The following is a 20814-nucleotide window of genomic DNA, read 5'->3' as shown; positions in this document are numbered from 1 at the left end:
GGGTTGTCGAGCGCCCGCTCGACGACTCGGCAAATCCGACAAGATCGGCATTCCCCCCGGCGTAGCGCAGGCGCGCTACACCCCGAGAGCAGGGTTGTCGAGCACCTGCTCGACGACTGCGGCCAACCCGACGATATCAGCATTCCCTCCCCGCGTAGCGCAGGCGCGCTACACCCCGGGAACCAGGTTGTCGAACGCCTACTCGACGACCGCGGCCAACCGACGAATCAGCATTCCCTCTACAGCGTAGCGCAGGCGCGCTACACCCCGAGAGCAGGGTTGTCGAGCACCTGCTCAACGACCGCGGCCAACCCGACGATATCAGCATTCCCTCTACAGCGTAGCGCAGGCGCGCTACACCCCGAGAGCAGGGTTGTCGAGCACCTGCTCAACGACCGCGGCCAACCCGACGATATCAGCATTCCCTCCCCGCGTAGCGCAGGCGCGCTACACCCCGGGAGCTGGGTTGTCGAGCGCCCGCTCGACGACCGCGGCCAACCCGACGATATCAGTCCTCCCTTCCCGGTCATTGCGAGGAGCAGGGGGCGGCCATCCGCCGACGCGGCAATCCATCCAGTACCAGCCGCAAACCCGAACCCATGGATTGCCACGCCACTGTGGCTCGCAATGACATTGGGGTTCAAAGCAGGGATTCCGGCTCCTCCTCCCGGCACAACTCCAGCCAGCGGCGCATACCGGCGCTGATGAACTTGTTGCGATGCCGCACGAAATACAACCCCCGTGTGAAATCCCTGTGCGGTACCGGCAGCGGCACCAGGGTGCCTCGACGAAAGGCGTCACCCAGCGTGATCGTCGACAGACAACCAATCCCCAGCCCCGCCTCCACCGCCCGCTTGATCGCCTCGGTATGCTGCAACTCCAGCTTGATGTTCAGCTGCGGTAACAAGCCGTGCAGCGCCCACTCGAAATTCTGCCGGGTACCCGAGCCCTGTTCCCGGACTATCCACTCCGCCTGCACCAGGTCCTCATCCGTCAGCCAGGGCTTGCCCGCCAGCTCATGATCCGGTGCACAGAACACCACCAGTTCATCATCCCGCCAGTACAGCATCTTCAGATCGGGATGGCGGGTTTCGCCCTCGACCAACCCCAGATCCAGCTCGAAATTGGCCAGTTTGCGCACGATGCTGGAGGTGTTGGCCACCTCCAGCTCGACCCGCGCCCCCGGCTGTTCCAGCATGTAGCGGGTCATGATACCGACCGCGATATAATTGCCTACGCTCATGGTCGCCCCGACCCGCAGGTGACCCAGCTCCTCATGCCCCGCCAGCGCCGCTTCCAGACCTCGGGCCTGCTCCAGCAACGCCTGGGCCTTGGGCCGAATGCCCTGACCCAGCTCGTTGAGCTGCAGGCGCTTGCCGACCCGATCGAACAACTGGACATTGAATTGCCCTTCCAGGTCGCGTAACGCACTGCTCACCGCCGACTGCGACATCGCCAGGCTCTCTGCGGCGCGGGTCAGGTTTTCATGGAACGCAGCGGCAAGAAAAACTTCCAGCTGGCGGAGGGTATATTTCATTATCGGTTTTTCCGGATATATAAATAAAAATAAATCACTTAACCGCTAGATTAGCCAAGCATTAGAATGGCCGCAATTTCGAGGATCCCGACTGGAGGGAATAGATGTCCAAATTCAAAACCGAGCGTGTTCTCAGCGTCCACCACTGGACCGACACCCTGTTCAGCTTCAAGACCACTCGTGATCCGAGCCTGCGCTTCAAGAACGGTCATTTCATCATGATCGGCCTCGAAGTCGAAGGGCGCCCGCTGATGCGTGCCTACAGCATCGCCAGCCCGAACTATGAAGACACCATGGAGTTCTACAGCATCAAGGTGCCGGACGGCCCGCTGACCTCGCGCCTGCAGCACATCAAGGAAGGCGACAACATCATCGTCAGCAGCAAGCCGACCGGCACCCTGGTGCTGGACAACGTACTGTCCGGCCGCAACCTGTACCTGCTGAGCACCGGCACCGGCCTGGCGCCCTTCATCAGCATCATCCAGGACCCGGAAACCTACGAGCGCTTCGACAAGGTCATTCTCACCCACGGCTGCCGCTGGGTCCGCGAACTGGCCTACCAGAAGCTGATCACCGAGGACCTGCCGAATCACGAATACTTCGGCGAGCAGGTGCGCGAGCAACTGATCTACTACCCGACCGTGACCCGCGAACCCTACCGCAATGAAGGCCGCCTGTCGGACCTGATGACCAGCGGCAAGCTGTTCGAGGACATCGGTCTGCCCAAGCCGAACCTGGAAGATGACCGCTTCATGCTGTGCGGCAGCCCGGCGATGCTCAAGGATCTGACCGCCATCCTGGATGGCTGGGGCTTCGAGGAATCCCGTCAGGGCATCCAGGCGCACTACGCCATCGAGCGCGCCTTCGTCGAGAAGTAAGCACTTCCCCGGGCCGGCAGCAGTTGCCGGCCCGCTGTCCTTCCCTATTCGCGATAGATCATCTGCCGGCTCATGCCCCCATCGGCGACGATATTCTGGCCGGTGATGAAGGCCGCCGCCGGGCTCAACAGAAACGCTACCAGCTCACCGACATCCTCCGGCTGCCCTACCCGACCGACCGCATGCTGTTCATGATCGATCTGGCGCAATGGGTCGCTGGCCTGCACGGTCTCGGGGCGGGTATCGATCCAGCCGGGGCTCACCGCATTGACCCGCACCTCCGGCCCGAGGCTGACCGCCATGGCATGGGTCAACGCCACCAGCCCACCCTTGCTCGCAGCGTAGGCCTCGGTATTGGACTCCGACTGCAGCGCCCGGGTCGAGGCGATATTGACGATGGCGCCGCCACTGTCACGCAGCAGACCCAGGCATTGCCGGGATACCAGAAAGGGACCGGTCAGATTGACGCCCAGCACCCGGTTCCAGCTTTCCAGCGTGAGCTGCCCCAGCGGGCCGCTGTCCGGGTCGGCCAGTCCGGCATTGTTCACCAGACCATCGAGCCGCCCGAAATCCCCCTCGATCTGTTCCAGCGCGGCCTGCACGCTGGCCTCGTCGGCGACATCCAGCGGCACGAACTCGACGGTACCCAAACGCGCCAGTTCCTCAGCGGCAAGCAGCCCCTCGGCCTCGTCCACATCCCCCAGCACCACCGACCAGCCGGCACGCAGCAGACTGGCGGCAATGCCCTTGCCGATACCCCGCGCCGCGCCGGTAATCAGCGCCACCCGAACCTCGTGCTGTTGGTTCATGTGCGCCTCGGCCCCCTGCCCAGCCAGATGGCCCAGCCGAGCAGCGGCAGCAACGCCACCAGAGCAATCCAGCGCGCCTTGGCACTGCGCGTTTCACCGCTCTGGGCAATGCTGCTGATGGCGCTCAGTGCCATCAGCAGCAGCACGAAGCCGGCGATCACGATAATGAAATTGGTATTCATTCATTTACCTCCCGGTGCAGCCCACTATAGACCATCGACGAGCCGGCCCGGCATCCGCCACACCAGCAGAAACGCAGCCAGCGAAGCGGCAAGACTGGCCAGGGCGAAGGTCCAGCCAGTGCCCAGGGCATTCCAGCTGTAGCCGGAGTACAGGGCACCCAGCGCACCGCCGCAACCGGCCAGCGTCGCATACAGCGCCTGGCCCTGCCCCTGCTGCCGCTCGCCGAAGCTGCGCTGCACGAAGTGGATTGCCACTACGTGGAAGCACCCGAAGGTGGCCGCATGCATCAGTTGGGCAAACGCCAGCAGCACCAGTTGGTCAGCCAGCAGACCCAGCAGCAGCCAGCGCACCGCCGCCAACAGGAAGCTGCCAATCAGCAGTTGCTTGAGCGAGAAGCGTGCCAGCAGCCGACTCATCAGCATGAACAGGATGATTTCCGCCACCACGCCCAGCGCCCACATCGCACCGATCAGCACCCGGCCATAGCCCAGCGCCTCCAGATGCAGGGTCAGAAAGGTGTAGTACGGGCCGTGGGACAGTTGCATCAACGCCACGCAGAGAAAGAATACCGGCACCCCGGGCCGCCACAGCTGGCCGAGAAAACCCGCTCTCAGCGCCAGCTCGGGACGCGAGGCGACCACCGGGGCCGGCGGCACCAGCAGACTGCAGAAGAAGATCCCCAGCATGATGGCCAGCATGACCTGCGGATAGATGTCCGGGCTGTATCTGTCCAGCAGCAGGCCAAGCACCACCACGGTGACGATGAAGCCCACCGAGCCCCACAACCGGATCTGACTGTAGCGCGCCGACTGCGTACCCAGGTGCGCCAGGGTGATGGTCTCGAACTGTGGCAGCACGGCATGCCAGAAGAAGCTGTGCAGGGCCATGATCAGCGCCAGCCACAGATAGTCCTGGCGCCAGAGGATGGCGCTGAAGGTCAGCGCGGTGAGCAGCGCACCGAGCCGCACGATCAGCAACCGCTGCCCGCTGCGGTCCCCCAGCCAGCCCCACAGGTTCGGCGCCAGGCAGCGCATCAGCATGGGAATGGCGATCAGCTCGCCAATCCGCGCCGCGGAGAACCCCAGGTGATGGAAATACAGCGACAGGAAAGGAGCCACACCGCCCAGCAGGGCGAAATAGCAGAAGTAGAAGCCGGAAAGACGCCAATAAGGCAGCATCTCAGCGCACCCTGCGTCGAGGGTGGCACAACAGATGTACCACCCTATCGATACCGGCGCTCACCGGAGCTGAATCAGAGCTGACCCAGTACCGGGGTATCGACCCGTACCTCAGCGTTCTGCGCACGATGACGCAGCAGGTGATCCATCAGCACCAGAGCCATCATGGCTTCGGCGATCGGCGTGGCGCGGATACCGACACAGGGATCGTGCCGACCCTTGGTCACCACCTCGACCGGATTGCCAGCCACATCGATGGAGCGGCCCGGCGTGGTGATACTGGACGTCGGCTTGAGCGCGAGATGCGCCACGATCGGCTGACCGGAGGAAATGCCGCCGAGCACGCCACCGGCGTTGTTACCGAGAAAGCCTTCGGGGGTCAGCTCGTCCCGGTGTTCGGTGCCACGCTGACTGACCGAGGCGAAGCCGGCGCCGATTTCCACGCCCTTGACCGCATTGATGTTCATCAGCGCATAGGCCAACTCGGCATCCAGTCGATCGAACACCGGCTCGCCCAGCCCCGGCGGCACACCGTCGGCAATCACGGTGATCTTCGCCCCGACCGAGTCCTGGTCACGGCGCAGCTGGTCCATGTAGGCCTCCAGCTCCGGCACCTTGTCCGGGTCAGGACTGAAGAAGGCGTTCTGACCGACCGCCTCCCAGCTCTTGAAAGGAATCTCGATCGGCCCCAACTGGCTCATGTAACCGCGCACGCTGATGCCCTGGCTGGCCAGGTACTTGCGCGCAATCGCCCCTGCCGCCACGCGCATGGCGGTCTCGCGGGCGGAGGAGCGACCGCCGCCGCGATAGTCACGGATACCGTACTTGTGGTGATAGGTGTAATCGGCATGCGCCGGGCGGAACAGATCCTTGATCGCCGAGTAATCCTTGGACTTCTGATCGGTATTGCGGATCAGCAGACCGATCGGACAACCGGTGGTACGGCCCTCGAACACACCGGACAGGATCTCCACCTCGTCCGGCTCCTGGCGCTGGGTGGTGTGCCGGCTGGTTCCGGGCTTGCGCCGGTCAAGATCGAGCTGCAGATCGGCGGCGGACAGCTCCAGCCCGGGTGGACACCCATCGACAATGGCGACCAGGGCCGGGCCATGGCTTTCGCCGGCGGTGGTGACGGTAAACAGGGTGCCAAGGGTATTTCCGGCCATGCGTGCCATCCAGTGTCAAGTAAATGAAAGCGAGCAGTATAACCGCCGACCGGCAACGGTGACAGCCCGTGGTGGCAGCGGCCAGCCCCTTGCAATGATCAGCGAGCCGCCAGCGGCATACTCATTTAGACTGGGCGCAGAGCGCAACCATGAACTGCCTACCCGGAGCTGACAGATGCAGGCATTGCTGGACCTTTTACTCCCTGCCACCCTATCACCGCTGACCGCCGCAGCACTGGTGGCGGTATCGGCACTCACCTCGGCGATCACCGCCTCGCTGGGTATCGGCGGCGGCGTGCTGCTGCTGGCGATCATGGCCGTCGCCCTGCCACCGGCGGCGATCATTCCGGTGCATGGCATGGTGCAGCTGGGCTCCAATGTCAGTCGTGCGGCACTGACCCTGCGCCACATCAATCTGCGCCTGATCGCCTGGTTCGCCCCCGGCGCGCTGCTCGGGGCCTGGCTCGGCAGCCTGTTTCTGGTCGACCTGCCACTGCCACTGATTCAATTGTGCATTGCCGGTTTCATTCTGCTGCTGTGCTGGGGACCACCTATTCCGGCCATCGCCACCGGCCCGGCGGGTACCCTGCTGGCAGCGGCGCTCACCACCTTCATCAGCCTGTTCGTCGGTGCCACCGGGCCATTGGTGGCGGCCTTCGTCAAGCAGCAGCAACGGGGCGAGCGCTTTTCCACCGTGGCTACCTTTGCCAGCGCCATGTGCCTGCAGCATGCCCCCAAGGCATTGATCTATGGCGCCGCCGGCTTCATCTTCGCCGACTGGCTGGGTTTGATTGCCGCGATGATCGCAGCGGGCGCTCTGGGCACCTGGGTCGGCCTGCGGCTGCTCAGGCGCCTGAGCGATCACCGCTTCACGCTGGTTTTCAATACCTTGCTCACCTTGCTGGCCTTGCGTCTGATCTGGCAGGCATGGCAAAGCTGGTAATATTCAAGAATTCCGGCAACCGGCCGATAACGGTGTATTCAGCAAGGATCACCCGATGAGCGAAGAACAACCCCACAGCACGACACCGGACCCGGCCCCGCCGCGGGACCCGTTCGTCCATGCGCGGCCATCTGAGTTCTACTGGATCCAGCTCAAACCGGTATTCAAGGGCCGACTGATGCTGCATGGCGAGCGGCTGGCACAGATCGCGGTGACCCATGAGCGGGTGGCCAGCCTGGAGTTGTTGCGCCTGCAACTGCGCATCGAGGACGAAAGCGTCCCGCCGGGAACCAACTTCATGGAACTGCTGATCGACCACAAGCATCAGCGCGTACGCTTCGGCCCGCTGCAGGGGCTGCGGATATTCCCACCCCAACGCGGGATCGCCGGCTTCATGCTGGCCCAGTTGATCGACTGGGCACAGCGCAAGTTCGCCAGTTACGCGGTAACGCCGATCATGCTGCAGAGCAATGAGGTACCCAGCGAGGAAGCCCGGCAGATGCGAGAACGCCTGCTCAAGCGAGCTGGCTTCCATCTGAGCTACAACGACGATGCCCGCACCGAGGGCAAGGCCCAGGCCAACCGGGTCAGCGACCTGATCGCCAGCTGGAACACCGAGCGGGTACAGCGGCTGCATGTCGGCGAAATCCTGCATCAACTGCGCGACCAGGAAACCCTCAACCGTCAGCAACAGGCACAGTTGACCACCCTGCAGGCGAGCCTCGACGAATACAAGCGCAACGACATAGGTCACCGCTTCGCCATCGGCTGCCTGATCGTGTTCTCGATCTTCCAGGCACTGATGCTGCTCTGGGTGGTACTGCGCTGATAAACTACCTGCCTGTTCAATCACGCACGACATTACACCCATGACTCAGGACAGCAACGACGCCGACGACCTGGAGCTGTTCCGCCAGGCCACCCAGGGCGCCAGACCGATCAGCCATGACCGCGCCGATACCGGCAAGCCACGCAGCGACCGCGCACAGTTGCATGCCCGGCGCCAGCGCGCCACACAAACACAGAATCAGCTGCGGGTCGATGGCCTGTCTGACCAGTTCGTCATCGATGTGCTGCCTGAAGAAGAACTGGCCTGGGCCGCCAACGGCGTGCAGGAAGGCCAACTGCGCAAGTTGAAAAGCGGACAGATAGCCTTCGATGGCAGTATCGATCTGCACGGCATGAATGTGGACAAGGCCCGCGAGCTGCTGTGGGAGTTCATCGCCGAAGCGACGCGCATCGAGGTGCGCTGCGTGCGCGTCACCCACGGCAAGGCCCAGCGCAAGGACGGACGCACGCCGATCCTCAAGAGCCACGTCAACACCTGGCTGCGCCAGCACGACAGTGTGCTGGCGTTCACCTCCTGCCTCCCGCGCCATGGCGGGACCGGCTCGGTCTATGTATTGCTGCGCAGGAACATGCTCGAAGGTCGGGACGACTAGAGACGTCTTGCCACGGCTCCCCCTTGGGGGTGTAGCGCGCCTGCGCTACGCCGGCAACGCCGCTTCCACCCAACCCTGTCGTCGCGCAGGTGCGCGACAACCCAGGCATGAATCAGTACGCGGTCTTGCCGCCATCGACCGGCAGCGCAACCCCGGTGGTGAAGGAAGCGGCCTCCGAGCACAGGTAGAGCACCGCAGCAGCGACCTCCTCCACCATGCCGATCCGCCCTACCGGATGGATGGCGACGGCGCTCGCGGCCTTGCGCGGGTCACCCGCCACCGCGCGGCGGAACATATCGGTATCGATGACGCCGGGGCAGACCGCATTGATACGCACGCCCTGCTTGCCATACCCCACCGCCGCCGACCGGGTCAGACCGAGCACCGCGTGCTTGCTGGCACTGTAGACACTCATGTTCGGCGCGGCCCCCAGCGCAGCGACCGATGCGGTGTTTACGATGGCGCCTCCGCCATGCTTGAGCATCAGCGGGATCTCGAACCGCATGCATTGCCAGACGCCCTTGACGTTGACCTCCATGATGCGGTCGAACACCGCTTCGTCACCGTCAGCCAGCCGGCCCTGCTCGATATCGATACCGGCATTGTTGAAGGCGCAGTCCAGCCGGCCATGGTCGGCCTCGATCCGTTCGATCAGCGCCTGGACCTGCGCGCTATCTGTCACATCGCAGGCAAGGAACAGGGCATCGCCACCCGAGGCCCGAATATCGCTGGCGACAGCCTCGCCACCCCCGGCATCCACATCGGAGACGATCAGGCGGGCGCCCGCCGCTGCAAAGGCCTGCGCGGTCGCTTTGCCGATCCCTGCTGCCGCGCCGGTTACCAGTACCACCTTACCGGAAAAATCATTGGCCATGCTTGCCGCTCCTGAGCCTCAACGGGGCGGTCCATTCCGCCCTGATGCCTGGAGCGTAGCAACCTGCAAAGCCGGGACTCCAGCAAAGTCAGGCCTGTTATTCACACATCATCACATTCGCTTATGCCGCAGCCAATCGATGACCGCCTGCTGGTCGCCGCTGAATACCACCCGGGCTTCCTTGCTCTGACGCTGATAGGCATACATCGGGTCGTAGTAGTGGGTCAGCAATTCCTCGATCCAGGCGCGGTGCGCCTGCACCTCGCCGCTGCGTTGCTGGATATCCAGGGCCTCACTCATCAGCCCTTGAAGCTCCTGGTGACGGTCACCACCAAGGCGCTTGTAGATCCGCTGCAGGCTTCCCAGCAGGTATTCCGAGAAAGCATCGAAGGCAGCCTGCGGGTCATCCGGGTGGATGGCATTGAACTCCGCCTGCATGTCGATCACGTAGTCGCCAAGGATGCGCGTGACCCGGTTATCCAGTGGGTCCTCCAGCCATACCAGCGGTGCGGAACGCATGGCATGGAACAACGCCAGGGGAACCGAGCAACTGCCGACCATGCGCCCTTCATCCTCCAGCACCAGTTGCCCTGTCCCTTGGGCACGCCGCCGGAGTACATCTATCGCCAGGCGATTCTCGAAGTCGATCTGGGTAGGCTGCGGCGTGGCATGGCGCCCGAAGCTCGAGCCACGATGATGGGCACAGCCCTCCAGGTCCACGCCGTTATCCAGCGCGCTGATGACCTCCGTCTTGCCGGTACCGGTCATCCCGGCCACCAGTACCAGCGGGCAGTCACGCACCGCCTCGTCGAGGCTGTCGATCAGGTAGCGCCGCATGGCCTTGTAACCGCCGATCACCCGCGGGTACTCGACCCCGGCCTCGGCCAGCCACTGCTGTACCAGCTGCGAACGCAAACCACCGCGAAAGCAGTACAGGTAACCGTCGGGATGGGCCTCGGCAAAGGCCTTCCAGGCGGCGATACGCGCCTCTTTCAACGGGCCACTGACCAGCCGGTGCCCGAGGGCGATGGCCGCCGCCTGGCCATGCTGCTTGTAGCAGGTACCGACCCGGCGCCGCTCCTCATCATCCATCAGCGGTCGGTTGATGGTCTGCGGAAACGCACCCTTGTTGAACTCGATCGGCGCCCGCACATCCATCATCGGCACACTGTTCAGGAACAGTCGGCGGTAGTCGTCGGTGTCGGGGCGCATCAAACCACCTCGACCCAATGGCCGCCCCGGTGTTCCAGCAGCTCGCCGATCGGCTGCAATTGCAGGCCCTGTTCGGCGGCGATGGCGAGGAACGCCTGTTCCCCGGCCGGGTCGACCGCGACCAGCAATCCGCCACTGGTCTGCGGGTCGCATAACAGGTTGCGCCACGGCGCCGGCATATCGGCCAGCTTGTGGCCGTAGCTGGCGAAATTGCGACCGGTGCCTCCGGGCACACAGCCGGCATCCAGATAGTGTTCGACGCCCCGCAGGCGCGGTACCGCCGCTTCCTGCAGTCGCGCCAGCACACCCGAGCCTTCAGCCATTTCCGCCAGGTGGCCGAGCAGACCGAAGCCGGTAACGTCGGTCATCGCCTGCACCGCATCGAGCTGTGCAAAACGGGCGCCGATACGGTTGAGCTGGCACATCAGGTCGCGCGCCACACCGGCATCTTCCGGGCGCAGCTTCTTCTGCTTTTCAGCGGTGGTGAAGATACCGATACCCAGCGGCTTGGTCAGGTACAGGCGTGCCCCGGCACGGGCGGTATCATTGCGCTTGAGCTGCCGGCGCGTTACCTGGCCGGTCACCGCCAGACCGAAGATCGGCTCCGGAGCGTCGATGGAATGGCCGCCGGCCAGCGGCATCCCGGCGTCGGCACAGACTGCGCGGGCACCGGCCATGACCTGCGCCGCCACCGAAGCCGGCAGCAGGTTGACTGGCCAGCCAAGGATGGCGATGGCCATCAGAGGTGCGCCACCCATGGCATAGATGTCGCTGATGGCGTTGGTCGCGGCAATACGGCCGAAATCGTAGGGGTCGTCGACGATCGGCATGAAGAAATCGGTGGTGCTGACAATGCCGCGCTCGTCATCCAGACCGAATACCGCTGCATCATCGCGACTGCCATTGCCGACCCACAACTGCGGGTACTCGGGCATCGGCTGGCTGCTGGCCAGAATCTCGTCCAGCACCTGGGGGGAAATCTTGCAACCGCAGCCTGCACCGTGGCTGTATTCGGTCAAACGCACTGTATCGGCCATGCCTGTCTCCGGGTTGAAACTCAGCCCGGCATTCTAACAGACCCGAGAGTCTGTTCCCGTTTCATCGCCCTCTATCCGTGTCATCCTTGATGCCTCTTGTTACGCCCCTCGAACCGATCCAGCGTATCACTGGCCACCATGCGGCCCAGCTCGATCAGCTCAGGGGCGCGCTGGAACTCGAAGAACCGGCACAGACGCTTGGGCACATCGAACACCACATCCGGCGGGTAGCCGGCGATCTTGTACTTGGTCAGCGAGGCCTGCATGGTTTCGAAGGACAGGTTGACCAGCTCCAGCATGCTCGCCGGGCCGACCTGGATATCCGTGCTCACCGGCTGCTCCTCATCCTCCTGGCGGTGGGCGGCTGCCTCGGCGGGTGACAATTCTTCGCTCATGTAATCCAGCTTGCGCTGCTTTTCGCCCTCTTCCTCCTCTTCGGCGTCATGCCAGCTGAGCAGGCTGCGCAGCCGCAGCGAGTCCATCCACTGTTCCAGCTGGTGACGAATCGGCGCCGGTCGCGGGATCACCGGCAGCACATAACCGTTACTGTGGTTGGCATTGAGGTTGACCGCCATGATCAGGTCACAATGCGCCGACACCACCGGGATGATCGGCAGTGGGTTCAACAACCCGCCGTCGACCAGCACCCGACTGCCCTGGCGTACCGGCGAGAACAGGCTGGGAATCGCCGCCGAGGCGCGCATCGCCTCATGCAGGCTGCCCTGCTGAAACCAGACCTCCTGCTGGTTGGTCAGGTCGGTGGCCACCGCGGTGAAGGGAATGCGCAGGTCCTCGATATTCACTTCGCCGAGAATCTCGCGGATACGCCCGAAAATCCGCTCACCGCGGATCGCCCCCAGATTGCCGAAGCCGAAATCCAGCAGGCGCAGTACATCCAGATAGGCCAGCCCGGAGACCCATTCGCGATACGCCTGCAGGCCGCCCGCGGCATAGATGCCACCGACCACCGCCCCCATCGAGCAGCCGGCGATGCATTCGATGGAATACCCGCGACGCTCGATTTCCTCGATCACACCGATGTGGGCATAGCCCCTGGCTCCACCGCTGCCAAGCACCAGCGCTACGCTTTGCGCCATTTTCACCTCTCCATATTCAATGCCGATTGACGTCGGACCGCTCTCTCAGCATGATGCCCCGGTTCAGTCATCATTCTCTGCTACAAGGCCAACCGTGATCCAGCGTCGCACCCTCTTTCGTCTGAAAATTCTCGCTGCCCTGCTCATCACCGCCATTGCCCTGGCTGCCTTGGGCCATTGGGTTCTGCATACCGCCGAAGCCCAGCGCAGCGGCACCTTGCGCCTGAAGGGCCTGCAGCAGGAGGTGGCGGTGTATTTCGACGCCTGGGGCGTGCCGCATATCGACGCGCAGAACGATACCGACGCCTACCGCGCACTCGGTTACCTGCACGCCCAGGATCGGCTGTTCCAGATGGATATCCTGCGGCGCATCGGCGGTGGCCGGCTGTCCGAACTGTTCGGCCAGGAGACCTACGCCACCGACAAGTTCTTCCGCACACTGGGCATCAGCCGCTACGCCAGGCAATATGCCGAGCATCTGGAGAACAATGCCGAGCGACCCCATGTACAGGCGCTCAAAGCCTACCAGGACGGTATCAACCAGTATATCGACCAGGGCCGCACACCGGTGGAGTATCGTCTGCTGCTGACCCGACCGGACTACTTCGCGCTGGAGGATATCGCCCATGTGATGGGCTATATGGCCTACTCCTTCGCCGAGGCATTCAAGACCGACGCGCTGGTCGACCATGTACGCGGCACGCTCGGTGAACGCTATGTGCAGGATCTGGTGCCCGGTGCCCCGGAAGCGCCGCCACCGCGCAAGTCCGCCGCGCCACAGACCACGGCGAGCCTGTTGCAACCGCTGCTGGAACAGTTGGCCCAGGTGCAGGCGCAACTGCCCGCCGGGCAGTTCCATGGCAGTAATGCCTGGGTAGTCAAGGGCGCCCTGAGCATCAGCGGCCGGCCTCTGCTGGCCAACGACCCGCATATCGGTTTCGCTGTTCCGGCGGTGTGGTATGAAGCCCACCTCCGGACGCCGGAGCATGAGGTCTATGGGCACTTCCTCGCCGGCCTGCCCTTCCCGCTGCTCGGACATACCGCGCATCACGCCTGGGGCCTGACCATGCTGATGAATGACGAGATCGACTTCTACCGCGAGCAGTTGAACCCGGACAATCCCGACCAGGTGCGGGTTGGCGAGCGCTGGCAGGATCTGACCGTGCACGAGGAAGTGATCAAGGTGCGCAATCAGGAGGACCGTCTGGTCCGGCTGCGCAGCTCACGCCACGGCCCTATCATCAACGACCACCTGGTTCTGGCACAGACCGAAGGGGAGACCCCTCCGACCCAGCCAGTCAGCCTGTTCTGGACCTTCCTGACCCCCGGCAGCGATTCCACCGAGGCATTCTACCGCTATGCCCGGGCCACCAGCATGGCCGAGTTCGAAGCTGCCGCCGCACTGCACTGGTCGCCGGGCCTGAACGTCATCTATGCCGATGTCGATGACAACATCGCGATGTGGGCCACCGGCCGGCTCAAGCGCTGGCCCACCAGCAACAACAGCTTCACTCTGCTGGATGGCAGCAACCGCCGCGATGACTTTCTCGGCTATCAGCCCTTCGCCTCCAATCCCAGGCTGATCAACCCGCGCGAAGGCTACATCTACAGCACCAACAACCCCTACCCCGGGGACAGCCTGCGACGCACCTTACCCGGCTACTATGCCCCCGGTGAGCGCGCCGATCAGCTCGCCACGCTGCTGGCGGGTCGGGACAGCTTCGACTTCTCGGTATTCAAGGCCATGCAGCTCGATAGCCACCGGCCCCGCGCGGTGCACATGGTCGAGGACGCGCTGCCACTGCTCGACAGCGCTCTGCTGCCCGAGGCCCTGCGCCCATCGGGCGAGAGCGCCCGGCAGATTCTTGCCGAATGGGACGGTCGCTTCACTCCCGACAGTATCGGCGCGGTGCTGTTCCAGCGCTGGGAAGACAATCTGATGCAGGCACTGTTCGCCGATGAACTGGCCGATCACTATGCGCACTTCCGCAATACCTTCATGGCCCGCAAATCCCTCGAAAGCCTGTACTGGAAGCCCGCCTCGCCATGGTGGGACAACCGTCAGCAGCCGATCATGGACGGCCGCCAGGCGGCCATCGAGCAGGCCTGGATCCATACCATCGAAGCACTGACCGATGAACTGGGCAGCAATCCGCAGAACTGGACCTGGGACAAGCTCGCCAGCCTGCAGCACCGACATCCGCTGGCGGACAAGTTTCCCTTCGCCGGGTATCTGAATAGCGACAGGGTCGCCGTCACCGGCACCAATGGCAGCCTCAACAACATGGTATTCAACCGGGGTGGCCCACGTTACGAGGTGATCGCCGGGCCTTCGACCCGGCGTCTGGTGGACCTGGCCGACCCAGCGATGTCATTGGGCATCAATCCGCTGGGGCAGTCCGGTAATCCCTTCGACCCGCATTACGACGACCAGGCTCAGTTGTTCGCCCAGGGCAACTACCGCGCCCAGCTGTTCGACTGGTTGGGCATCCGCGCGCTGCCGGACCAGTTGATCCTGCGACCGGGTCGGCGCAGATAAGGCCCCCCCCGCGGGGCGCCGCTCCACCAGGGCCTGCGTCGGGTTGTACGGACAGGGCCTCGGCAGGCGTAGCGCCGGCGCGCTACACCCCGGGCTGTCGAGCGCCGGCTCGACGACGGGTTTTCACGAACTCAGCAAGCTCAGGAGCGCTCAGCGCTTTTCCAGCCGCACCCCCTGCTCCGGCAGTGGCTCACCGATCTCCAGACGCTGCTGATCGATGCCCCGATCAAGCAGCCCTTGCACGAATGCCGGCGCCTGCGCGCCGTCCACCTGGATGCGTAAACGGTTATCCGAGCGCAACATGCGCGCCGCCAGGTCAAGCCAGGCGCTGGTGACCGTGCTGTCGGTATCTTCCGCCAGCACGGCGGGCAGCAGCAGCTCGCCTTCGGCATGCAGGATCTTGCCCAAGGTCGCGGGCGTCGGATACAGCATCTCGGTTACCGGCTGCGCCGGGGTCAACTGGTCCAGGTGCAGATAGGCCCGCTGGTTGCCACGGGTGATCGCATAGAGGCTGATGAAGCGTTGCGGTTGGTCGTCCAGGCGCAGGGCCAGGTACAGCTGGTTCTCTTCCGGGCCATACAGCCGGGAATAACCCAGCACCTGGTTGGCCCACAGGCTGCTGCTGCCGCATTCGCGGCCTTCGCAGAAGAACAACGTGGTATGTGGGTGCTCCTGCAACTGAGCCACGGCGTGCGCCATGGCTTCCCGGGCGCTGTGCCCCTCGGGAATGCGCCAGGACAACCGGATCAGCTCACCCACCGCCTGCACTTCCCGCTCCGCGCGCACCTGGTTGTTGATCCGCCGGATGTTGCCGATCACCACGCTGTGCTCCACATCCGTTTGCACCCGCTCGCGGGCGACCTCAGCCCGCGGGAACGGTTCGATGGCCAGATTGTCGGCAGCGCTGCTCGCTGCCGCGGCACACAGCCCCAGCACCAACAGGGCGGGACGCAGAATGTTCCGGCAATTGCTCACGTGCAGATACATCGAGACTCCTTGAACGACGGCCCGGCAAGCAACAGCTCAGCGGGACCTATGACTGAAAGCAGATTCCGGAATACCGGATAATGGTCTCAGCCTTGCCCAGCCGTCGCGCTGGGTCAAGCAAGGGTTTGGAAAAAGCTGTCGATAATTGTTGCAACGATTGGCGCCTGCTCTTCCAGGTGCAGGTGATGCCCGCCTTCCAGGCGATGAGTCTGGATATGTCCGAAGCTGTCGATCCGCTCCATCAGTAGCGGATGTTTGGCCATCACCCCCTGGTTGGCCAGCACCAGACAGGTCGGCGTGCTGATCGCCTCGGCGAAGGCGATGGCATGCTCGAAGGTCAGGCGCACCGGTGACGGCAGCATCAGCTGCGGGTCGGTACGCCAGGTCCAGCCGCCCTGCTCCGGCATCAACCCCCGCTCGACCAGCATGGCCGCCGCACCGCGGGAAATACTCGAAGTACCACCCAGCACCCTGGCACTGACCGCCTTGTCCGCGCTGTCGTAGACCGGCTTGCGCTTGCCGGCCAGGGCCTGGCTGGCCTCGAAGAAGCGCGCCATCTGGCGGGGTGCATCCTGCGCTTCGCCGGTCACCGGCAGTAGTCCATCGATCATGGCGGCACCGATCAGTCGCTGCGGCAGGGTGCCGGAGAGAATGCAACTGATAATCCCACCCATCGAATGGCCAAGTAGCGCGAAACGCTTCCACCCCAGGTCATTGGCTACCTGCAGCACCGTTGCCGCCTGCTGCCACAAGCTGTAGCCGCCGGCGGGCAGATGGTCGGACAGACCATGGCCGGGCAGGTCCAGCGCTACCAGATGAACCTTGCTCAGTTGCGGACCGATCAGATCGAAGGTCGCGGCGTTATCCAGCCAGCCGTGCAGGCCGATGACCGGCAGGCCACCCGGCTCTCCCCATACCTTGCCGGCTATCTCGATCGACGGCAGGGTGAAACGTATCTCGTGACTGCTGACCATGGTGTCCCGTTGTTTGCAGTGAATGGCCGTTGAATGTAAAGAACGCCGCGGGCCGTCGACAAGCAGCTGGCGGGCCATGAATGAAGGTATATAATGCCTCAGCCCTGCCAGACGATGGTGGTGCCGCTCACCGACCAGGCACCGAAACGCTCCTGATAGCGCGCGCGAATCATTCCACGCCGCAGCTGCATGGTCGGAGTCAGGCAACTATCATCCAATACCCAGGCATCACCGCTCACCACCAGGCAGCCCAGTTGCTCCCAGCGCGGCAACTGACCGTTGACCTCCTGCAGCAGCACTTCCAGTTGCTTCTCCACCTCATGCCTGGGCAGCATCCGCGCTTCCTCGGTCAGCACCAGCAGCGCCAGGGGCTGGGGCAGGCCCTCACCTACCACGCAGACCTGCTCGATGAAGCCATGGGTCAGCAGGCGATGCTCGATCGGCTGCGGCACGATCAGCCGTCCCTCGGCACTGTGGAACAGATCGCTGATCCGCCCGCTGAGACGGAGAAAGCCTTCCTGATCGATCTCCCCCCGGTCACCGGTGTGCAGGAAACCCTGCTCGTCGAGCTTGCGCGCGGTCCGTTGCGGATCCTTGAAGTAGCCGAGCATGGTCGCCTGGCTACGCACCAGCACCTGCTGATCCGCATCCAGCCGGCACTCGACGCCGGGGTTGGGCAGGCCACACCAGCTCGGGCGCAGCCGACCAGGACGCCCGACATGGGAATAGCCACAGTTCTCGGTCAGCCCATAGATTTCGAACAGCCTGACGCCAATGCGGTGGTACCAGTCCATCAGTTCCGCCGGTACCACATCGCAGCTGGATACGGCAAAGCGCACCTGGTCCAGGCCCAACTGCTCGAGCATGCTGGCCGCCAGGCGCTTGCCCAGCAGCGGGATCTTCAGTGCGGTATCCAGCACCCGTTGCTGGGTGCGGCGCAGCACGCCCTGGCGGATCTGCTGCCAGGTCGAAGGCGTGCCGAGAAACAGCGTCGGCCGGGCCCGACGCAGGTCATCGATGAAGGTGGAACGGCTGTGGGCGAAATACACCGTCATGCCCGACAGCAGTGATTGCATCTCGACGAACTGGCGCTCGGCCACATGGGACAAGGGCAACCATGACAGCACCCGGTCCTGCTCGGTAACCAGGAACAGCCGCAGAAAGTTGTTCGCCGCGAAATACATGCTGGCGAAGCTCAGCACACAGCCCTTGGGCAGCCCGCTGGCGCCGGCACTGTACATGATGGTGGCCGGTTGCGCCGGGTCGCGGGCCAGTATCTGCTGCACGGGTGCACAGCGCTGCACGCTCTGCCAGTCGTGCAGTTGCTCGTCGGCCTCGGCCAGCGGCAGGCCGACCCAGGGGATACCCGCCGGCAGTCCCGGGCGCACACGCTGCCAGTCATCCAGCTTGCCAACCACCACTACCCGGGACTCGGAATGCTCGATCATCTGTCGCAGGGCATCGGCCGGCAAAGTCGGTGGCAGCGGCACCGAGACATGCCCGGCCATCCAGATCGCCAGGTCGGCAATGATCCAGTGTGCGCAATTCTTCGAGAGAATCGCCACCTGGCTACGCTCGGGCAGATGCAGCTGTGACAACCAACCGGCGAAACGCCGCGCCTGCTCACCCACCTGCCGCCAACTGAGCTCCAGCGTGGTACCCCCAGCCAGGGGCTGGATCAGATAGGTCTTGTCCGGATGCTGCCGCTCATGCCGGAAGAACGCCTCCAGCACCGGGACGGCAGCCGCCCCTGTCTGATTGTCCATGCATCACTCCGTGCTACCGGTGATTGTTATTATGTGCCCGGCTCGCTGGCCGGATTGCTCAGGCTGAGCAACTGTGCCACCCCGGCAGCCGGCAAGGCCATCTCCAGGCAGGCCAGTCCAGCGGTGGGCATGGGGTAATGCGCCTGGCGATGGCCATCCACCGCCAGGCTGATCATCTGTCCCACCAGCGGTTGGTGGCTGACCAGCAGGATGTTCGCCTCCGAACGCTCGGCAAGGCGATCCAGTGCCTCCAGCGGGTCGTCGTCCGGCGTCAGCCAGTCCACCGTGGTGATGCTGCGGCGCATGTCCAGTTGTTCGCGCACCAGCTCGGCAGTCTGCTGGGCGCGCTGATAGGGACTGGCCAGGATGATATCCAGTGGCTGGCCAACCAGCCGCTGCGCCATCTGCCGCACCTGCTGCCGCCCGACCTCGGTCAGGCACCGCTGTGGATCACTGGCAGCGCTGGGCTCAGCCTGGCCGTGGCGCAGAATCCATACCTTCATGGTTTCAACCTGCTGCCATCGCCGGCTGTGGCATCCGGGTCGTCGATTGCCGACGGCTGCACTATGGGCGGCTCGGGCTGCGGCTCGTCTGCCGGCAGCGCTGCGGTCGGCGGCTCGGGCTCGGTTGCCGGCGGTACGTCAGCAACCACCGCTGGTTGTGCAGGATCGACCAGCGGCGCCGAGGTGGCTGGTGGTACCGGGGTCACCGGCGGTACCGGCGTTGTATGCGGGTCTACGGTAACCGGGCCCTCGGCCGGCTTCGGCTGCCACTCGGCATCTTCAGCCGGCCACTCGATGAACGGCCAGGGCTTCACCTCGCTGGCACCAGTGACGTAGCGGCCCATCTGCCAGGCGTACTGCGACAGGCTGTTGCCCAACCCGGCGAGCCGTGCGTGGGGCTGCCCGGTGAACAGCCGAAAGCCGATCTGCAGCACCAGGATCACTGCCAGCAGGAATTCGACCACCTGCCAGGCCAGGGCGAACAGCAGGGTATAAACCAGCCGCAACCAGAAGTCGGCACTGGTGATGTTGTCTTTGAATGCGTTCATTGCTGCTCCCTATTTTGCTTGTTCAAAGCGGTACAGGACATAAAGGCGGAAAATTCCACATCGTGCTTCTGCTCGGCGCTCATCAGTTTGCCGATCACCTCGGTCAGCGGCTGCTGCTCGAAGATAATGGCATGCAGCCCGGCTACCAGCGGCATGTACACGCCCTCCTCCTGCGACTTCTGCCGCAGTACCTTGAGCGTGTTCACCCCTTCGGCGACCTGCCCCAGCCGGGCTATGCTCTCCTCCAGGCTCAGCCCCTTGCCCAGGGCATGACCCACCTGGAAGTTGCGCGACATCGGCGAGGTGCAGGTGACGATCAGATCGCCGACCCCGGCCAGGCCGAGGAAGGTCATCGGGTTGGCGCCCATATGCACGGCGAACCGGGTCATTTCCGCCAGCGCCCGGGTAATCAGCATGCTCTTGGTATTCTCGCCCACGCCCATGGCAGCGGCCATGCCGGAGATGATCGCATAGACGTTCTTCAGCGCCCCGCCCAGCTCGACACCGTAGCGGTCCTTGCTGGCGTATACGCGCAGGCTCTTGCAACCGAGCACCGCCTGCACCTGGGCACTGAGGGTCTCATCATCGCTGGCAACCACGGTAGCGGTCAGCGCACCGGCAGCCATTTCCCGGGCCAGGTTGGGGCCGGACAACACTGCGACCCGCGCCTCGGGCACTTCCTGCTCGACGATCTGGCTCATCATCAGGAAGCCCGGCTGTTCGATGCCCTTGGTGGTGCTGATTATCCCCTTGCCGGCCAGACCCGGACCGATCTGCTGCAGCACACTGCGAAAGGCACCACTGGGGATGGCCAGGAATACCAGTTCGGCTGCCTGCAGCGACGCGGCCAGGTCACTGGTGATGGTCAATCGAGGATCGAGCCGGATACCCGGCAGATAGCGGGTATTCTCTCCCTGGCGGCGCATGTCGGCGGCCTGTTCCTCATTGCGCAGCCACAGCGTGGCGGGAACGTCATTGGCCGCCAGCAGATTGGCCAGGGTGGTGCCAAAACTGCCGCCACCCAGTACGGTTACGGGGACCTTGAGGTCGGTCATGCAGATTCCTTGAAACAGATGAACAGCCGTCAGTATATGTCCGCGAACAATAACAGCGAAGCGGTGATGAAAAAACCCGATGCCGC

At 64.0% G+C, this 20814-nt stretch carries 20 protein-coding genes; 5 read left to right on the top strand and 15 right to left on the bottom strand.

Going from position 1 to position 20814, the window contains the following annotated elements; all coding sequences use genetic code 11:
- Positions 1 to 640 precede the first annotated feature (640 nt).
- Positions 641 to 1537: a LysR family transcriptional regulator gene (locus CQ007_RS08250; protein ID WP_105644987.1), complete on the bottom strand. Its 897-nt coding sequence runs from the start codon at positions 1535 to 1537 to the stop codon at positions 641 to 643.
- A gap of 104 nt (positions 1538 to 1641) precedes the next feature.
- Here CQ007_RS08250 and CQ007_RS08245 point away from each other — a divergent pair, with 104 nt between their 5' ends.
- Entirely contained in the window at positions 1642 to 2415 is a 774-nt protein-coding gene (locus CQ007_RS08245) for a ferredoxin--NADP reductase (protein ID WP_105644985.1), read from the top strand.
- A gap of 44 nt (positions 2416 to 2459) precedes the next feature.
- Here the strand turns inward: CQ007_RS08245 and CQ007_RS08240 are convergent, their stop codons facing one another.
- From CQ007_RS08240 to aroC, 4 genes are all read right to left on the bottom strand, one after another.
- A complete protein-coding gene (locus CQ007_RS08240; RefSeq protein ID WP_105644983.1) occupies positions 2460 to 3224 on the bottom strand; it encodes an SDR family oxidoreductase in 765 nt (254 codons plus the stop codon).
- Positions 3221 to 3406, bottom strand: a complete 186-nt coding sequence (locus CQ007_RS08235) for a hypothetical protein (RefSeq protein ID WP_105644982.1) — start codon at positions 3404 to 3406, stop codon at positions 3221 to 3223. Before CQ007_RS08235 ends, CQ007_RS08240 begins: the two co-directional genes overlap by 4 nt.
- Positions 3407 to 3430: 24 nt before the next feature.
- Entirely contained in the window at positions 3431 to 4585 is a 1155-nt protein-coding gene (locus CQ007_RS08230) for an MFS transporter (RefSeq protein WP_105644980.1), read from the bottom strand.
- Between the two features lie 74 nt (positions 4586 to 4659).
- Positions 4660 to 5751 carry a chorismate synthase gene (gene aroC, locus CQ007_RS08225; protein ID WP_105644978.1) on the bottom strand — a complete coding sequence of 364 codons (1092 nt, stop codon included), beginning with the start codon at positions 5749 to 5751 and terminating at the stop codon, positions 4660 to 4662.
- A 175-nt stretch (positions 5752 to 5926) separates the two neighbouring features.
- Between aroC and CQ007_RS08220 the strand changes: the two genes are divergently transcribed.
- From CQ007_RS08220 to CQ007_RS08210, 3 genes are read left to right on the top strand one after another with little or no spacing between them, the layout of a single operon-like run.
- Positions 5927 to 6694, top strand: a complete 768-nt coding sequence (locus CQ007_RS08220; RefSeq protein ID WP_105644976.1) for a sulfite exporter TauE/SafE family protein — start codon at positions 5927 to 5929, stop codon at positions 6692 to 6694.
- 55 nt (positions 6695 to 6749) lie between these two features.
- Complete coding sequence (locus CQ007_RS08215) at positions 6750 to 7523, top strand: hypothetical protein (RefSeq protein WP_105644974.1); 774 nt, start codon at positions 6750 to 6752, stop codon at positions 7521 to 7523.
- Between the two features lie 40 nt (positions 7524 to 7563).
- Complete coding sequence (locus CQ007_RS08210) at positions 7564 to 8136, top strand: Smr/MutS family protein (RefSeq protein WP_105644972.1); 573 nt, start codon at positions 7564 to 7566, stop codon at positions 8134 to 8136.
- A gap of 112 nt (positions 8137 to 8248) precedes the next feature.
- Here the strand turns inward: CQ007_RS08210 and CQ007_RS08205 are convergent, their stop codons facing one another.
- The 4 genes from CQ007_RS08205 to CQ007_RS08190 form a co-directional block, all read right to left on the bottom strand.
- The gene (locus CQ007_RS08205) at positions 8249 to 9010 is read right to left on the bottom strand and encodes an SDR family oxidoreductase (protein WP_105644971.1); all 762 of its coding nucleotides are present in this window, start codon (positions 9008 to 9010) and stop codon (positions 8249 to 8251) included.
- Between the two features lie 111 nt (positions 9011 to 9121).
- Positions 9122 to 10222, bottom strand: a complete 1101-nt coding sequence (mnmH, locus tag CQ007_RS08200; RefSeq protein WP_105644969.1) for a tRNA 2-selenouridine(34) synthase MnmH — start codon at positions 10220 to 10222, stop codon at positions 9122 to 9124.
- Positions 10222 to 11259 (bottom strand): selenide, water dikinase SelD, encoded by a 1038-nt coding sequence (gene selD / locus CQ007_RS08195; protein WP_105644968.1) that lies wholly within the window; start codon positions 11257 to 11259, stop codon positions 10222 to 10224. Before selD ends, mnmH begins: the two co-directional genes overlap by 1 nt.
- 80 nt (positions 11260 to 11339) lie before the next feature.
- Positions 11340 to 12356, bottom strand: a complete 1017-nt coding sequence (locus CQ007_RS08190; protein ID WP_105644966.1) for a patatin-like phospholipase family protein — start codon at positions 12354 to 12356, stop codon at positions 11340 to 11342.
- Between the two features lie 94 nt (positions 12357 to 12450).
- On the opposite strand from CQ007_RS08190, the gene CQ007_RS08185 reads away from it, so the two are divergent.
- Entirely contained in the window at positions 12451 to 14895 is a 2445-nt protein-coding gene (locus tag CQ007_RS08185; protein ID WP_158256742.1) for a penicillin acylase family protein, read from the top strand.
- Positions 14896 to 15045: 150 nt separating this feature from the next.
- Here CQ007_RS08185 and CQ007_RS08180 read toward each other — a convergent pair whose 3' ends face one another.
- From CQ007_RS08180 to CQ007_RS08155, 6 genes are all read right to left on the bottom strand, one after another.
- Positions 15046 to 15882 carry a DUF4892 domain-containing protein gene (locus CQ007_RS08180; RefSeq protein ID WP_105644962.1) on the bottom strand — a complete coding sequence of 279 codons (837 nt, stop codon included), beginning with the start codon at positions 15880 to 15882 and terminating at the stop codon, positions 15046 to 15048.
- 113 nt (positions 15883 to 15995) lie between these two features.
- Positions 15996 to 16856, bottom strand: coding sequence for an alpha/beta hydrolase (locus CQ007_RS08175; protein WP_105644960.1), 861 nt, complete (start codon positions 16854 to 16856; stop codon positions 15996 to 15998).
- A 98-nt stretch (positions 16857 to 16954) separates the two neighbouring features.
- Entirely contained in the window at positions 16955 to 18622 is a 1668-nt protein-coding gene (locus CQ007_RS08170; protein ID WP_105644958.1) for an AMP-binding protein, read from the bottom strand.
- A 29-nt stretch (positions 18623 to 18651) separates the two neighbouring features.
- Positions 18652 to 19125 (bottom strand): phosphohistidine phosphatase SixA, encoded by a 474-nt coding sequence (sixA, locus tag CQ007_RS08165; RefSeq protein ID WP_105644956.1) that lies wholly within the window; start codon positions 19123 to 19125, stop codon positions 18652 to 18654.
- Positions 19122 to 19673 (bottom strand): DUF4389 domain-containing protein, encoded by a 552-nt coding sequence (locus CQ007_RS08160; RefSeq protein ID WP_105644954.1) that lies wholly within the window; start codon positions 19671 to 19673, stop codon positions 19122 to 19124. The genes sixA and CQ007_RS08160 overlap by 4 nt, the downstream gene beginning before the upstream one ends.
- Entirely contained in the window at positions 19670 to 20728 is a 1059-nt protein-coding gene (locus CQ007_RS08155) for an NAD(P)H-dependent glycerol-3-phosphate dehydrogenase (RefSeq protein ID WP_105644952.1), read from the bottom strand. The genes CQ007_RS08160 and CQ007_RS08155 overlap by 4 nt, the downstream gene beginning before the upstream one ends.
- Positions 20729 to 20814 lie beyond the last annotated feature (86 nt).

Source organism: Pseudomonas sp. MYb185 (genome assembly GCF_002979975.1).
Classification (GTDB): domain Bacteria; phylum Pseudomonadota; class Gammaproteobacteria; order Pseudomonadales; family Pseudomonadaceae; genus Halopseudomonas.
This window is presented reverse-complemented; position numbering and strand designations above follow the sequence as displayed.

What these genes read in the sequence shown, in the direction of transcription:
- CQ007_RS08155 (WP_105644952.1), bottom strand. Translation starts at nt 20,728, where the DNA reads ATGACCGACCTCAAGGTCCCCGTAACCGTACTGGGTGGCGGCAGTTTT.
- CQ007_RS08170 (WP_105644958.1), bottom strand. Translation starts at nt 18,622, where the DNA reads ATGGACAATCAGACAGGGGCGGCTGCCGTCCCGGTGCTGGAGGCGTTC.
- CQ007_RS08210 (WP_105644972.1), top strand. Translation starts at nt 7,564, where the DNA reads ATGACTCAGGACAGCAACGACGCCGACGACCTGGAGCTGTTCCGCCAG.
- CQ007_RS08175 (WP_105644960.1), bottom strand. Translation starts at nt 16,856, where the DNA reads ATGGTCAGCAGTCACGAGATACGTTTCACCCTGCCGTCGATCGAGATA.
- CQ007_RS08160 (WP_105644954.1), bottom strand. Translation starts at nt 19,673, where the DNA reads ATGAACGCATTCAAAGACAACATCACCAGTGCCGACTTCTGGTTGCGG.
- CQ007_RS08240 (WP_105644983.1), bottom strand. Translation starts at nt 3,224, where the DNA reads ATGAACCAACAGCACGAGGTTCGGGTGGCGCTGATTACCGGCGCGGCG.
- CQ007_RS08220 (WP_105644976.1), top strand. Translation starts at nt 5,927, where the DNA reads ATGCAGGCATTGCTGGACCTTTTACTCCCTGCCACCCTATCACCGCTG.
- CQ007_RS08180 (WP_105644962.1), bottom strand. Translation starts at nt 15,882, where the DNA reads ATGTATCTGCACGTGAGCAATTGCCGGAACATTCTGCGTCCCGCCCTG.
- CQ007_RS08235 (WP_105644982.1), bottom strand. Translation starts at nt 3,406, where the DNA reads ATGAATACCAATTTCATTATCGTGATCGCCGGCTTCGTGCTGCTGCTG.
- aroC (WP_105644978.1), bottom strand. Translation starts at nt 5,751, where the DNA reads ATGGCCGGAAATACCCTTGGCACCCTGTTTACCGTCACCACCGCCGGC.
- CQ007_RS08230 (WP_105644980.1), bottom strand. Translation starts at nt 4,585, where the DNA reads ATGCTGCCTTATTGGCGTCTTTCCGGCTTCTACTTCTGCTATTTCGCC.
- CQ007_RS08205 (WP_105644971.1), bottom strand. Translation starts at nt 9,010, where the DNA reads ATGGCCAATGATTTTTCCGGTAAGGTGGTACTGGTAACCGGCGCGGCA.
- CQ007_RS08250 (WP_105644987.1), bottom strand. Translation starts at nt 1,537, where the DNA reads ATGAAATATACCCTCCGCCAGCTGGAAGTTTTTCTTGCCGCTGCGTTC.
- CQ007_RS08245 (WP_105644985.1), top strand. Translation starts at nt 1,642, where the DNA reads ATGTCCAAATTCAAAACCGAGCGTGTTCTCAGCGTCCACCACTGGACC.
- mnmH (WP_105644969.1), bottom strand. Translation starts at nt 10,222, where the DNA reads ATGCGCCCCGACACCGACGACTACCGCCGACTGTTCCTGAACAGTGTG.
- sixA (WP_105644956.1), bottom strand. Translation starts at nt 19,125, where the DNA reads ATGAAGGTATGGATTCTGCGCCACGGCCAGGCTGAGCCCAGCGCTGCC.
- CQ007_RS08190 (WP_105644966.1), bottom strand. Translation starts at nt 12,356, where the DNA reads ATGGCGCAAAGCGTAGCGCTGGTGCTTGGCAGCGGTGGAGCCAGGGGC.
- CQ007_RS08215 (WP_105644974.1), top strand. Translation starts at nt 6,750, where the DNA reads ATGAGCGAAGAACAACCCCACAGCACGACACCGGACCCGGCCCCGCCG.
- selD (WP_105644968.1), bottom strand. Translation starts at nt 11,259, where the DNA reads ATGGCCGATACAGTGCGTTTGACCGAATACAGCCACGGTGCAGGCTGC.